14 protein-coding genes are annotated in these 13,737 nt (G+C 70.6%); 10 read left to right on the top strand and 4 right to left on the bottom strand.

The window, feature by feature from the left end; genetic code table 11:
- Positions 1-15 precede the first annotated feature (15 nt).
- The gene (locus tag C466_RS04040) at positions 16-483 is read right to left on the bottom strand and encodes a hypothetical protein (RefSeq protein WP_004595277.1); all 468 of its coding nucleotides are present in this window, start codon (positions 481-483) and stop codon (positions 16-18) included.
- Positions 484-615: 132 nt separating this feature from the next.
- Here C466_RS04040 and C466_RS04035 point away from each other — a divergent pair, with 132 nt between their 5' ends.
- The 3 genes from C466_RS04035 to C466_RS04025 all read left to right on the top strand — a co-directional run bounded on the left by C466_RS04035 (position 616) and on the right by C466_RS04025 (position 3,546).
- Entirely contained in the window at positions 616-933 is a 318-nt protein-coding gene (locus tag C466_RS04035) for a DUF5785 family protein (protein WP_004595278.1), read from the top strand.
- 511 nt (positions 934-1,444) lie between these two features.
- Positions 1,445-2,500 carry a DUF1611 domain-containing protein gene (locus C466_RS04030; RefSeq protein WP_004595279.1) on the top strand — a complete coding sequence of 352 codons (1,056 nt, stop codon included), beginning with the start codon at positions 1,445-1,447 and terminating at the stop codon, positions 2,498-2,500.
- Positions 2,500-3,546, top strand: a complete 1,047-nt coding sequence (locus C466_RS04025; protein ID WP_004595280.1) for a dipeptide epimerase — start codon at positions 2,500-2,502, stop codon at positions 3,544-3,546. Before C466_RS04030 ends, C466_RS04025 begins: the two co-directional genes overlap by 1 nt.
- A gap of 75 nt (positions 3,547-3,621) precedes the next feature.
- Here C466_RS04025 and C466_RS04020 read toward each other — a convergent pair whose 3' ends face one another.
- Entirely contained in the window at positions 3,622-4,518 is an 897-nt protein-coding gene (locus C466_RS04020) for a PspA/IM30 family protein (protein WP_004595281.1), read from the bottom strand.
- Between the two features lie 178 nt (positions 4,519-4,696).
- On the opposite strand from C466_RS04020, the gene C466_RS04015 reads away from it, so the two are divergent.
- Positions 4,697-5,668 carry a sugar phosphate isomerase/epimerase family protein gene (locus tag C466_RS04015; RefSeq protein WP_004595282.1) on the top strand — a complete coding sequence of 324 codons (972 nt, stop codon included), beginning with the start codon at positions 4,697-4,699 and terminating at the stop codon, positions 5,666-5,668.
- A gap of 26 nt (positions 5,669-5,694) precedes the next feature.
- Positions 5,695-6,828, top strand: a complete 1,134-nt coding sequence (locus tag C466_RS04010; RefSeq protein ID WP_004595283.1) for a Gfo/Idh/MocA family protein — start codon at positions 5,695-5,697, stop codon at positions 6,826-6,828.
- 67 nt (positions 6,829-6,895) lie between these two features.
- On the opposite strand, the gene C466_RS04005 is transcribed toward C466_RS04010, so the two are convergent.
- The gene (locus C466_RS04005) at positions 6,896-7,360 is read right to left on the bottom strand and encodes a type IV pilin (RefSeq protein WP_004595284.1); all 465 of its coding nucleotides are present in this window, start codon (positions 7,358-7,360) and stop codon (positions 6,896-6,898) included.
- A 164-nt stretch (positions 7,361-7,524) separates the two neighbouring features.
- Here C466_RS04005 and C466_RS04000 point away from each other — a divergent pair, with 164 nt between their 5' ends.
- The 3 genes from C466_RS04000 (at position 7,525) to C466_RS03990 (ending at position 11,209) form a co-directional block, all read left to right on the top strand.
- The gene (locus C466_RS04000) at positions 7,525-8,133 is read left to right on the top strand and encodes a YIP1 family protein (RefSeq protein WP_004595285.1); all 609 of its coding nucleotides are present in this window, start codon (positions 7,525-7,527) and stop codon (positions 8,131-8,133) included.
- A gap of 106 nt (positions 8,134-8,239) precedes the next feature.
- The gene (locus C466_RS03995; RefSeq protein ID WP_004595286.1) at positions 8,240-10,453 is read left to right on the top strand and encodes a DHH family phosphoesterase; all 2,214 of its coding nucleotides are present in this window, start codon (positions 8,240-8,242) and stop codon (positions 10,451-10,453) included.
- Positions 10,454-10,627: 174 nt separating this feature from the next.
- Positions 10,628-11,209: a DoxX family protein gene (locus C466_RS03990; protein WP_004599582.1), complete on the top strand. Its 582-nt coding sequence runs from the start codon at positions 10,628-10,630 to the stop codon at positions 11,207-11,209.
- A 57-nt stretch (positions 11,210-11,266) separates the two neighbouring features.
- Here C466_RS03990 and fer read toward each other — a convergent pair whose 3' ends face one another.
- The gene (gene fer, locus C466_RS03985) at positions 11,267-11,923 is read right to left on the bottom strand and encodes a ferredoxin Fer (protein WP_004595288.1); all 657 of its coding nucleotides are present in this window, start codon (positions 11,921-11,923) and stop codon (positions 11,267-11,269) included.
- Between the two features lie 140 nt (positions 11,924-12,063).
- On the opposite strand from fer, the gene fen reads away from it, so the two are divergent.
- Both fen and gcvH read left to right on the top strand, forming a co-directional pair.
- On the top strand, positions 12,064-13,041 hold the full coding sequence (fen, locus tag C466_RS03980) for a flap endonuclease-1 (protein WP_004595289.1): 978 nt from the start codon (positions 12,064-12,066) through the stop codon (positions 13,039-13,041).
- 128 nt (positions 13,042-13,169) lie between these two features.
- Positions 13,170-13,553, top strand: a complete 384-nt coding sequence (gcvH, locus tag C466_RS03975) for a glycine cleavage system protein GcvH (protein ID WP_004595290.1) — start codon at positions 13,170-13,172, stop codon at positions 13,551-13,553.
- Positions 13,554-13,737: the final 184 nt, after the last annotated feature.

Raw genomic sequence — 13,737 nt, 5'->3', positions numbered from 1 at the left:
GCGACGTCGGCTCCTTTATACGCGTTCTTCCAGCACCGCCTCATCGCCGTGGCGGACTTCGACGCGCTCCGGAACGGAGGCGTCGGCGAACGCGACGGCGACCGAGTACGGGTGTGGTTCGGCGACGTCCGAGCAGCGGTCGACGTCCGAGTCGGGGTCGTCCTCGGAGACGATCCGGAGGCGGAGCATCCCGTCGTCGAGACCGGCCTCGAACAGCGTGACCCGATAGCAGCGCCGGGGTCCGTCGAGGAGCGATCCCGCCACGACCAGCCGCGGCGGATCCTCGTCGAGGCGGCGGCGCACCTCAGCGACGTCGTTCCCGCCGGAGCCCGTGACGTCGAGTTCCCCGTCGTACTCGCGGCGGAAGGTCACCTCGGCGCCGTCGATCTCCGTGGGATCGTGGGTCCACGGTGGCGTCGGACAGCCGGCGAGCGAGGCGGTCGAGAGGGCGGCCGCGGACGCGAGGAGGGCTCTGCGGCGCATGTCGCGAGCCACGCGCAGCGCCGTGAAGTGCCTTGTGCGGCGGTCGGCGTGTGATTGAGCAGGTCGCGGGGCGCGGCCGGCCGTCACCGCCGCATCCGAAACCACTATCCCCGATCCGGCGAATTTCCCCATATGGACTGGCCACACGACCCCGACGGCGAGCAGGGGAGCGAGGGCATGCGGCAGTACGGCCACGCCGTGCTCGCGAAGAAGATCGACGAGGAGGAGGACTTCCCGCTGACGGCGGCGGAGTACGTCGAGCAGTACGGCGACCACCCGATCCGGATCGACTTCGAGACGGTCGTCTCCGTCGAGGAAATCTTCGAGAACGTCGAGCAGGAGGAGTTCGCGGACTTCGTCGAGTTCCATCAGGAGCTCGGTCGGGCGATGCGCGAGAACGGCTACTGGTTCTACGAGGGCGCCGACCAGTTCGTCGACGGCAGCGCGTAAGACGCGCGTTCAGATCGCGAGGTCGTTCTTTTTGAATGGTCCCCAGTCGCTCGTTTATAAATAGGAGACTGTAACTCGGCTGAGAACTCCTCCAAAGCCCCAGCCGCTTATTTATAAATGGCCGCTGGCGGATCGACGGCGAACTCCTCCAAAGCCCCAGCCGGGAAGCGGCCGCACGCTCGCTGCGCTCCTCGGTCGCTCCGCTCCCTGCGGTGCTTGCGTCGCCTGCGACCGCTTCCCGGCTGCCCCTTTGAGTCCCGCCCCGCACCGCACGGCACCGCGCCTCACACCTCCCCAGCCTCGTCAGTCGCCTCCGCTTCGCTCCGGCGACTGACTTCCCTCGCGCGTGCTGCTCGGCCGCAGGGGCGGCCTCGCAGGCACGCGCCACCGCAGTTTGTTTATAAATGTCGCAGCGATGGTCGGAGTTCCGTCCGATGAAATCGCTGCGGTCGAGTCGGCCCCTCGGCCGACCCTCGACTCTTTTAAGAACTCCCGGGGCGAGCGACCCACCATGGACCACGAGCGGATCGCCGTCCTCGCCCACGAGAAGTTCCCCGACCGCGCGAAGACCGCGCTCGGCGTGATGCGCTACGGCGACCAGGAGGTGTGCGGCGTCCTCGACCGCGACCGCGCCGGCGACCGAGTGACCGACCACGTCCCGGACATCGCGGACGCGCCGATCGTCGAGTCGTTCGCGGACGCGCACGCCGCGGCCGACGGCGACCTCGACGCCTTATATATCGGGATCGCGCCGATCGGCGGCGGCTTCGACGAGTCGTGGCGGTCGGACGTCGAAGCCGCGATCGAGGCCGGCTGCGACGTGGTGAGCGGCCTCCACTACTTCTTAAACGAGGACGAGGGGCTGGCCGCGCTGGCCGACGAGCACGGCGTCGACCTCGTCGACGTCCGGAAGCCCGACGACGACCTCACGGTCGCGTCGGGGGCCTCGGGCGACGTCGAGGCAGACGTGGTGTGCACGGTCGGCACCGACTGCTCGGTGGGGAAGATGACCGCCTCGCTGGAGATCGTCGCCGCCGCCCGCGAGCGCGGCATCGACGCCGCGTTCGTCCCGACGGGACAGACCGGGATCATGATCGCGGGGTGGGGGAACCCGATCGACCGCGTCGTCTCCGACTTCGCGGCGGGCGCGGTCGAGGAGATGCTCGTCGAGGCCGGCGACGACCACGACCTGCTCGTCGTCGAGGGGCAGGGGAGCATCGTCCACCCCGCCTACTCGGCGGTCACCTGCGGCATCCTCCACGGGTCGATGGCGGACGGTCTCGTCCTCTGTCACGCCGCGGGCCGCGAGGTCGTCCACGGCTACGAGTCGTTCGACCTCCCGCCGCTCGCCGACTACGTCGACCTCTACGAGGACCTCGCGGCGCCGGTCCACGAGACGAGCGTCGTCGCCGGCGCGCTCAACACGAAGGACGTGGCCGACGACGCGGCCGCCGCGGACGCCGTGGCCGACTTCGGCGACGAGGTCGAGGTCCCGGCCGCCGACCCGGTCCGGGACGGCGCGGACCGCATCGTGGACGGAATCGTCGACGCGGGGCTCGGTAGCTAATGAGCCTCGAAACCGAGTTCGAGCGGGTCTCGCTGCCCCTCGAAAACCCGTTCACCATCTCGCGGGGCACCCAGACCGAGGCCGAGAACGTGGTCGTTCGGATCACGGACGACGCGGGGATGACCGGGGTCGGCGGCGCGGCGCCGTCGGCCCACTACGGCGAGACGGCCGACACGGTGGCCGCGGTCATGCCGGACCTGCTCGACGCCGTCGATCGCGTCGGCGACCCCCACGCGCTCCGCGAGATCGAGGCCGAACTGAAGGGGGTCGTGAACGGCAACCCCGCCGCCCGCTGCGCCGTCTCGATCGCCGTCCACGACCTCGCTGCGAAGCGGCTCGGCGTCCCACTGTACAGGCTCTGGGGGCTCGACCCGAGCGACGCGCCGAAGACCTCGTTCACGATCGGGCTCGACGAGACCGACCGCGTGCGCGAGAAGGCGGCCGACGCCGTCGCGGCCGGCTACGACGTGCTGAAGATCAAGCTCGGTACCGACCGCGACCGGGAGCTGATCGACGCGGTCCGCGAGGCCGCGCCCGACGCGCGGCTCCGCGTCGACGCCAACGAGGCGTGGACGCCGAAGGAGGCGGTCGCGAAGAGCGCGTGGCTCGCCGAGCGCGACGTGGAGTTCGTCGAGCAGCCCGTGCCCGCCGAGAACCCGGAGGGGCTCCGCTACGTCTACGAGCGGGCCGAGCTGCCGATCGCCGCCGACGAGTCCTGCGTGACGGCCGCGGACGTGCCCGCGATCGCCGACCGGTGCGACATCGCGAACCTGAAGCTGATGAAGACCGGGAGCCTCTCCGAGGCGCGCCGGCTGATCGCCGCCGCCCGGGCGCACGGGCTGGAAGTGATGTGCGGCTGCATGATCGAGTCGAACGCCTCCATCGCGGCGGCCGCGCAGCTCGCGCCCCTACTGGACTACGCCGACGTCGACGGCTCGCTGCTGCTCGCCGAGGACCCGTACGAGGGCGTCGAGCTCACGGACGGCGAGATCCGACTGGCCGACCGGGACCACGCGGGGACCGGAGCGCGGCCGGCGTCGGAGTGAGCTGATCGGAAGCGGGGAAGAAAGAAGGCGGGGACCGCGGTGAGGGCGGGGACCGAACGCTGACCGGGCGCGACCTCAGTTCCGCTGTTCGTCCGCGTCGGACTCCGACTCCTCGAGCTCGACGTCGAGCTCCTCGTCGAGGTCGGCGTTCCCGGAACCGCCGTCACCATCGAGGTCGCTCTCTAAGTCGTCCGAGTCGATCTCGGCCTCGATGTCGGCCAGCTCGTCGTCGACTTCCTCGTCGCTGACGGCGGCGTCGCCGTTCGATGACTCGCCTTTTCCGAGCTCGCCCTTGAGCGTCTCCAGCTCCGCGTCGACCTCGCTGTTCGTCGAGAGCCCCTCCAGCTCGCGGTCGATGCTGTCCTTGTCCGAGAGCGCGTCCTCGAAGGCGCCGGAGTCCTCCAGCTCGTCCATCGCCTCGGCGCGCGCCTCCATCTCCTCGGTGCGCTCCTCGGCGCGCTCGATGGAGCGGCTCACGTCCTCCATCTCGTCGCCGACGCCGGTCATCGCCTCGGAGACGCGGGAGGACGCCTCGGCCGCCTCGTAGCGGGCCTTCATCGTCTCCTTCTTCGTGCGGAACTCCTCGATGCGGTTCTGGAGCTTGTTCTTCTTCTCGACGAGCTGTTCCTGCGTGTTGTTCAGCTCGGCGATCTGGCCCTCCAGCTCCTCGATCTGGGTCATCTTCGACTTCTTCTTTTCCAAGGCCTTGCGCGCGAGGTCGTCGCGGTCCTGCTGGACCGCCTCGCGGGCCTGGCGGTTGTGCTTCTCGACGTTCTCTTCGAGCTTGCGCTTCTGAATCTCCAGGCGCTTCTTCTGGGTCGTCAGGTCGGCGATCCCCTGTTTGACGTCCTGGAGCTCGTCGCGCATCTGTTCGTACGAGTAGTCGAGCGACTCAGCCGGGTCCTCCGCTCGGTTCAGGAGGGCGTTCACCTTCGAGCGGATGACGTAGGAGGCGCGCGAGAGGATTCCCATACCACGTCGTACGCGTTCCACCCGTTAAAACCTCATGCGGTTCGCGGCGCGGAGCGGCCCGGATCGCGGCGGTGGAGCGCGGTCGCGGACGAGCGTCTCGGACCCGCGGATCGATTCGACCGGCGACCACGCCGACGCTTCCTGAAGGCTTATGCGGGGCCTCGGTGAAGCTCCGCGCATGGACATCGGCGTGCTAACGGTTCCCTTGGGCGACGAACCGCTCGACGACGCGGCCGCGTACCTCGACGGGATCGGCGTCGACGCCGTCGAACTCGGCGTCGGCGGCTGGCCCGGCGAGGACCACGTCGACCGCGAGGCGCTCCTGGACGACGCGGCGGCCCGCGAGGACCTCCGGGCGCTGCTCGACGACCACGACCTCCGGATCTCCGCGCTGGCGACGCACAACAACCCGCTCCATCCCGACGAGGAGCGGGCCGCGGCGGCCGACCGCGAGCTGCGCGAGGCGATCGAGCTGGCGGACCAGCTGGGCGTCGACGCGGTGACCTGCTTCTCCGGGCTCCCCGCCGGGGCGCCCGGCGACTCGACGCCGAACTGGGTCACGGCGCCGTGGCCGACGGAACACGCCGACGCGCTCGACTACCAGTGGGACGAGGTCGCGATCCCCTACTGGCGCGACCTGGCGCAGCACGCCGAGCATCACGGCGTCGACGTGGCGATCGAGATGCACCCGAACATGCTGGCCTACGAGCCGACCGGGCTGCTCGCGCTCCGGGAGGCGACGAACGACCGGATCGGGGCCAACTTCGACCCCTCGCACCTCTACTGGCAGGGGATCGACGTGACGGAGGCGATCCGCTTCCTCGGCGAGCGCGACGCGATCCACCACGTCCACGCGAAGGACACCAAAGTGTACGACGCGAAGGCCCGCGTGAAGGGCGTCCTCGACACGACCGGCTATGCCGAGGAGGCCGACCGCTCGTGGCTGTTCCGCTCGATCGGCTACGGCCACGGCGAGGAACACTGGAAGGACGTCGTCTCGACGCTCCGGATGGTCGGCTACGAGGGCGCGCTGTCGATCGAACACGAGGACTCGCTCACGTCGTCCCGGGAGGGGTTAGAGAAGGCCGTCGACGTGCTCGACCGCGCGGTGTTCGAGACGGAACCGGGCGACGCCTACTGGGCGGAGTGAGGCGGCGACCGCGATAATCCATGACAATGACCGACGAACCACTGAAGATCGGCGTTCTGGGGTATCGATTCATGGGCAAGGCGCACGCGAACGCGATGGCGCGGCTCCCGATGTTCTTCCCGGACGCGCCCGAGATCGAGCGCCACACGCTCGTCGGGCGCGACGAGGCGGCGCTCGCGGACGCGGCCGAGCGGTTCGGCTTCTCGCACACCGCGACCGACTGGGAGGCCGCGCTCGACGAGGTGGACGTCTTCTACAACCTCGGGCCGAACCACGTCCACGCGGAGCCGTCGATCGCGGCCCTCGAAGCGGGGGTCCCCGTCCTCTGCGAGAAGCCGCTCGCGCCGACGATGGCGGAGGCGGCGGCGATGCGCGACGCGGCGGCCGCGACGGGCGTCACGGCCGGGGCCGCGTTCAACTACCGCTTCGTCCCCGCGATCCGCTACGCGAAGGGGCTGATAGAGGACGGGGAACTCGGCGATATCCGGCAGGTCCGCGGGCGGTACCTCCAGGACTGGCTCGTCGATCCCGAGGCGCCGTGGGCGTGGCGGATGGACGCCGAGATGGCCGGATCCGGCGCGCTCGGCGACCTCGGCGCGCACACGATCGACCTCGCGAACTTCCTCGTCGGCGACGCTGTCGGCGGGATCGACCGCGTCTCGGGACAGCTGACGACGTTCGTCGACGAGCGGCCCGTCTACGACGACGAGGGGGAGATAGAGGAGTACCGCGACGTGACGGTCGACGACGCGTACGACGCGCAGGTCGCCTACGAGTCGGGCGCGACCGGGAGCTTCGAGGCGAGCCGCGTCGCCGAGGGGCACAAGAACGACCACACGATCGCGGTCCACGGATCGAAGGGAAGCTTGAGGTTCTCCCTGGAGCGGCTGAACGAACTGGAGGTGCTCCGCGAGGGGAACCGCGGCTACGAGACGGTGCTGGTGACCGAGGAGTCGGACCCGTACGTCGACCGCTGGTGGCCCCCCGGGCACGTGATCGGGTGGGAGCACACGTTCGTACACGAGAACTACGAGTTCCTCTCGGCGGTCGCCGAGGGCCGGCCGTTCGAGCCGTCGTTCGAAGAGGGGTACGAGGTCCAGCGCGCGCTCGCGGCGATCGAGCGCGCCGACGAGCGCGGGGAGTGGGTCGCGGTCGAGTAGCGTCACGGCCGAGCGAACGCTCGCGAGCGTTCGTGTTCGGTTCCCTCGGTTATCGCCCGGACCGGCCTCAGACGCCGACGGCGCCGCCCGGGCTGCCGCCGCTCTCCTCGCTCCACTCTTGGATGGCGGAGTCCTCGCCGTCGTAGCTCCCGAGCGTCTCGCGGGTGTCGAACGCCACCGGCTCCCAGACGACTTCGAAGTTCTCGTTGCCGGTGGCGTTGGGCACGACGACCTGATCGCCCGGTCTGACGACGCCGTCACCCGGCCACGCGCCGAACTGGACGTTCCCGTCCGGGTCCTCGCCGCGGACGTACAGCTCTTCGGCCGGGACCGGCTCGGGGCCGAGCGCGACGACCACGAGCGAGCCGTTCTCCTGTTGCCCCTCGAACTCGGCGTCCGGCGGGGCGACGCCGTCGATGAGACCGAACACCGCCGCGCCGACGAGCGCGAGCAGCAACACGACGACCCCGACGAGCAGTCCCGTCCCCGCCAGCGGGGTGAACCCTCGCTCGTCGTCTCGGAACGCAGCCATTCGAGCGACACTCAGACGGGACCGATATAAGCGTTTGCGCGCCGCGTATCAGCGCTGATAAGTTTGGAAGGCGAGGCCGAGCGACCGGACCGAGTTCGGCCCTCCGCGTAGCGAACCGGAAACGGGTTATTCCGCGCGGCCGAACTCCGACCGTGACGTCTCGGATGAGCGATTCGGCGGGCGGACGCCCCCGCGGACTCCGCGGCATCGCGCGCACGTGGGGCGAGGTTCTCGTCCGGCCGCGGCGAGCGTTCGCCAACGGGGTCACGCCCGGCGATCAGGCGCCCGCGCTGACGTTCGCGGTCGCGGTCGCCGCGGCGTTCACGCTCGGCTGGATCGGGTCGGACCCCGCGGCGATGCCCGTCGTCGTCCCCTCCTCGCGGCTGCTGTCGGAGGCCGTGGTGTTCCTCGTCGTGGTCGCGCTGGCGGCGCCGGTCGGCCTTCACCTGACCGCCGCGGTCGCGACCGTCTCGGTCGTGCTGGCGAGCGTCGAGTTCGACGGCGGGCTGGGGCTGCGCGACCGCGGCGGCGTGAGTGAGACGGTCCAAGTCGTCGCGTACGCGAGCTCGCCGATGGCGCTCGGCGGGCCGGCGATCCCCGAGCTCCGGGTGCTCTGTGGCGCGTACGCCGCGGTGCTGTTGTTCGTCGGGTTCAGGGAGATCCACGGGCTCGGACCGGTCCGGACGGTCGCGGCCGCGCTCCCGCCCGCCGCGCTCGGCTACGGCGTGGGCTACCGCGTCGTGGCCGCGGCGCGGACGCTGCTGGGCGCGTGACGGCCGAGCGTTCGTGGCGTGACGGCCGAGCGTTCGTGGCGTTCTCGTCGAGTCGCTAGCGGGCTTTCGACAACCGTTTTAGGCCCGAGACTCTCGGTGTATTCAAATGGGATCCTGTATCATCTGTGGCACCGACGTCGGGGGCGGTCGCGTCTGCGACTCGCACCAGGAAGACGTCGTGTTCGACTTCCGCGGCGACGCTCCCGACGATCTGGTTCCGAGCCGGTTCTACCGAGGCGTCGTCGACGGGTACGCCGAGTTCGGCGTGTTCGTCGACCTCGCGCCGGGCGTCACCGGACTGCTCCACCGCTCCGAGCTCGACCGCCGCCTCGACAGCCTCGACTGGGAGCCTGGCGACGACGTGTTCGTCCAGGTGAAGGGCGTCCGCGACAACGGCAACGTCGACCTCGGCTGGTCGATCCGACAGGCGGACCGCGAGTTCCGCGGCGTCCTCGTTCAGGAGTCTTCCGGGGAACACCTCCCCAACGAGGAAACGGATACCGACGCCGCTGACGACGCCGATGGCGCCGACGAACCGACGAGCGAGGAGCCCGCCGAACCCGAAGCGACGGTCGACGCGGACGACGGTGGGGCGGCCGAGGCGTCGGTCGACGAGCCCGCCGAGGGCGAGGCGGAGTCGGCCGCCACGGAGCAGACCGACGAGCCCGAGGCGGACGTGACCGACGACGAGGGTGCGGAGCCCGAGGGAGACGTGGACTCGGCAGCAGCGGAGTCCGCCGAGAGCGGCGGCGAAGCGACCGTCGACGACGCGGAGCCGGCGGAGTCCGGGGCGGCCGACGACGAAGCCGACGCGGAACCCGAGCGCGTGTCCATCGAGACGCTCGGAGACGCAGTCGGCGACGCGGTCCGGATCGAGGGCGAGGTCGTCGGCGTCCGCCAGACCGGCGGCCCGACGGTGTTCGAGGTCAGCGACGAGACGGGCGCGGTCGACGTGGCCGCGTTCGTCGAGCCGGGCGTCCGCGCGCACCCGGACGTCGAGGTCGGCGACGCGGTGCGGGTCGACGGCGAGGTGGAGAGCCACCGCGGCGACGTTCAGGTCGAGTCCGAGGCGCTCGTCCTCCTCGACGGCGAGGGGGCCGAGGCGGTCCGCCGCCGCATCGCCGAGGCGCTCACCGACGAGGCGCGACCCGAGGGCCTCCAGCCGCTCGGCGGCGACGAGACGGTCGCCGAGCTCGCGGACGGCCTCCTCGACGCGGCCGAGGCGGTCCGCCGCGCGGTCCTCGAGTCGCGGCCGATCGTCGTCCGCCACCCGGCGACGGCCGACGGCTACGTCGCCGGCGCCGCGGTCGAGCGCGCCGTCCTCCCGCTGATCCGCGACGAGCACGCGAAGAGCGACGCCGAGTACCACTACTTCACCCGCCGCCCGCTCGACGAGCCGGTGTACGGGATGGACGCGGCCACCAACGACGCGACCCGGATGCTCCAGGACCGCGACCGCCACGACGAGAAGCTCCCCCTCTTCCTGCTCGTCGGCGCCGGCTCGACGACCGAGTCCGCCGACGGCATCGACCTGCTGTCGGTGTACGGGGTCGACGCGGTCGTCGTCGACGCCGCGGTCGCGGACCCCGAGACGCGGGACGCGGTCGACACGCTCGTCTCGCCCGAGCTGGCCGACGTCGACGGCGACGAGACGCTCTCGACGGGCGCGCTCGTCGCCTCGCTGGCGTCCGCGATCAACGGCGAGGTCCGCGACGACCTCCGGCACCTGCCGGCCGTGAGCTACTGGGCGGACGCCCCCGAACGCTATGTCGACCTCGCGCGCGACGCGGGCTACGACGCCGAGCGCGTCGCGGAGCTCCGCGAGGCGGTCGCCCTGGAGGCGTACTACCAGTCGTACCAGGACAAGCGCGAACTGATCGCCGACCTGCTGTTCTCGGACGGCGGCAACCTCGCGGCGCACGTCTCCGAACAGTTCCGCGAGAAGCTGGAGACCGAGGTCGAGACGGCGGACGCGAACGTCGTGACCGAGGCGGTCGACGGCGTGGAGTTCGCGCTGCTCGACACCGACGGCTACACCCACCGGTACGACTTCCCGCCGACGCCGCTGCTGCTCGACGACCTCCACCGGCGCCGCGCGGACGGCGAGCCGTTCGCGACGGTCGGCGTCGGCACCGACGAACTGTACGTGCGCACGACCGCGGACGTCTCCGTCCGCGACGTGGCCGAGCGCGCGCGCGAGCTCGCGCCGAACGCGGACATCGCCACCGCGGGCGTCCGCGAGGGCAAGATCGAGTTCCTCTCCGGCGAGCGCGACGCGGTCGAAGACGCCGTCGTCGCCGCGGTCGCCGAGTCGTTCTGACCGGGGCGACCGAGTCGTTCTGACCGGAGCGACCGGGCCGTCCGCCCTCTGCGGGCGCCCCAGTCGAATATGCGCACGGGTTTTGGCTCACTACAGTTCCAAAACTGCTGAGCATCGGACCCGCCGGTAGATTATTGCTGGTGTGTGAAACTTCCTCACGTGAGGTGTCACACTATGGCAACACAACCGTCGGAACGGACGCTCCGCGCAGACCTGCTCGGCCGCAACGTGGACTTCAACTACTCGGAGACGTGGCTGGCGTACTCGATGCTGGGACTCCGGGTCGTGATGGCGTGGGTGTTCCTCCAAGCGGGACTGGCGAAGCTGTTCGAGGGCGGTCTCGCCGACCCCCTCGCGTGGAGCTCGGTCGGGTTCCTCCAGAACGCCATCGCCGACGCTAATCCGCTCCAGGGACTGTTCCTCTTCTTCGCGGACTTCGCGGCGATCATCGACCCGATGGTAGTGTTCGGACAGATCCTGATCGGGCTGGCGCTGCTGTTCGGCGTCCTCTTCCGGTTCGCCGCGCTGATGGGTGCGATCATGATGTCGATGTTCTGGACCGCCGCGTGGCAGGGCGGACTCATGGACGGGTTCCCGGTCGCGCACGGCTACTTCGTCGACAGCTCGCTCGTGTACATGCTGATCCTGTTCGGGCTCGGCGCGTGGGGCGCGGGTCGGATCGTCGGGATCGACCGGGCGTTAGAGGAGACGGAACTGGTCGAGAACGCTCCGGCGCTGCGGTACCTGCTCGGGTGACGGACGCCGGCGGCGACCCGACGCCGAACGTTTTTGTGCCGACCGAGTACCCGACGCTCAGCGACGCGTGAACGGGCCGGGCGGGAGGATGAGGTCGTCGAGCTCCGGTCGCTGCTTCACGTTGAACACGACGGACAGCTCGTCGGTCAGCGGGTAGCCGTTACAGGAGAGCCGGAACCCCCGCTCGGCGAGGTCCTCGGGCATGATGTGGTCGGTCGGCTGGGAGAGCTCCCCCTCGGCGAGGTACACCGCGCAGTTCGCGCAGGCGCCGCCGCGACAGGAGAAGGGCCACGCGAAGCCGCTCCGCTCGGCCGCCTCCAGCAGGCTCTCGTCGGGGTGGACGAGCAGGCGACCGTGGGCGTCGGGGCCGAGGTCGGCCTGGCCGGCCTTCCGGAACAGCTCGTCGTCGTCGAGCGACCAGCCGTAGTCGACGACGGCCTCGTAGTCGAGGAACTCGACGCGGGTCGACTTGGGCTCGCGCGCGTCGTCTCCCTCCGAGAGGTCGACGTCCGCGGCGTCGACTCCGTCCCCGCTCCCGTCGCCGTCGCCGTCGCGCTCGGACAGCTCTCGGTAGGCGCGGCGGACCAGCTGGAACTCCTCGATCGAACCGCCCTGGTCGGGATGCGCGCGCTTCACGCGCTCGCGGTAGGCCCGTTCGATCGCCTCGTCGTCGGCGTCCTCGTCGACTTCCAACACCTCGAACGGGGAGACCATTCAGACGGGGACACCTACGCGGGTGACGCACATAAACGGCCCAGAAGTCGGCAGGGGGACCGCGGGGGACTGCCGAGGGCGACCGCCGCCCGCCGCCGGACCCGTGAGCGTTTAAGAGCGGCGCGCCCCTGACTCCGACAATGGGAAACGCCGACCTGCGCGACCTCGCGTCGATCCGCGACGTCCCCTTCGCGGAGCTGGAGGGGAGCGTCGTCGCCGTCGACGCGCACAACTGGCTGTACCGCTACCTCACGACGACGGTCAAGTGGACGAGCGACGAGACGTACACCACCGCCGACGGCGTCGAGGTCGCCAACCTCATCGGGGTCGTCCAGGGGCTCCCGAAGTTCTTCGAGCACGACCTGATCCCGGTGATGGTGTTCGACGGCGCCGTCACCGACCTGAAGGCCGACGAGGTGGCCGAGCGCCGCGAGAAGCGCGAGCAGGCCGAGGAGCGGCGGGCGGCCGCCGAGGAGCGCGGCGACGCCGTCGAGGCCGCGCGGCTGGAGGCGCGCACGCAGCGGCTCACCGACACGATCCAAGAAACGACCCGCGAGCTCCTGGAACTGCTCGACGTGCCGATCGTGGAGGCGCCCGCCGAGGGGGAGGCGCAGTGCGCGCACATGGCTGCGACCGGCGCCGTCGACCACGCGGGCAGCGAGGACTACGACACCCTGCTGTTCGGCGCGCCGACGACGCTCCGCCAGCTGACGAGCAAGGGCGACCCGGAGCTGATGGACCTCGCGGCGACGCTTTCGGACCTCGACCTCGACCGGCAGGGGCTCGTCGACGTCGCGATGCTCTGCGGCACCGACTTCAACGAGGGGGTCCGCGGGATAGGGCCGAAGACGGCGGTGACGGCGGTGAAGGAACACGGCGACCTGTGGGGCGTTCTGGAGGCCCGCGACGCGGAGGTCCCGAGCGCCGAGGCGATCCGCGAGCTGTTCATGGACCCTCCGGCCGAGGACGTCGCGGTCGACGCCGACGTGAACCCCGACGTCGAGGCCGCCCGCGCGTACGTCGTCGACGAGTGGGGCGTCGACGCCGACGAGGTCGAGCGGGGGTTCGAGCGCATCGCGGAGTCGCAGGTCCAGACCGGGCTCGACCGGTGGACCTGACGGGGCGCGCCGAACGGTCTTCCCCCGCCGCGACCGCCGCGAACACACCTTTTATTTCCTCGTCGTCAGAAGGGTCAATCACACGTGTCGCGGGCCGGACCCCGAGCGGACCGCGGCGACCCTGACCAATGAGCTTCGACGTTCCCGACGACAGACGGTACCTGGAATCGCACGAGTGGGCGACGACCGGCGGCGACACCGTTCGGATCGGCGTCTCCGACTTCGCGCAGGACGAGCTCGGCGACGTGGTGTTCGTCGAGCTCCCCGAGGTCGGCGACGAGGTAGCCGCCGGCGAGTCGTTCGGCGTCGTCGAGTCGATCAAGGCCGTCTCGGACCTGTACGCGCCCGTCTCGGGCGAGGTCGTCGCGGTCAACGAGGACCTCTTCGAGCGTCCGGAGCTCGTCAACGAGGACCCGTACGGCGACGGCTGGATGCTCGAGGTCGAGCCCGCCGACGGCGGCGACGCCGAAGGGCTCCTCGACGCCGACGCGTACGACGACCAGATCGCTTGATCCCCGGACCGACGCCGAGGACGGCCCGCGGCCCCCGGACGACACACCCACCCGACACACGACCATGACCACGCCACCTTCCGACGCCACTTCACCCGCGAACCGACGAGCCGCGAACCGACGAGCCGCGAACGGACGGGCCACTCCTCGCGGGGGCGGTCGCGGTATATCTCCACGCCGTTCC

It is taken from the genome of Halorubrum distributum JCM 10118 (genome assembly GCF_000337335.1).
GTDB lineage: Archaea > Halobacteriota > Halobacteria > Halobacteriales > Haloferacaceae > Halorubrum > Halorubrum distributum.
The sequence above is the reverse complement of the archived record's forward strand: the minus strand, read 5'-3'. Positions and strand labels throughout refer to the sequence as shown.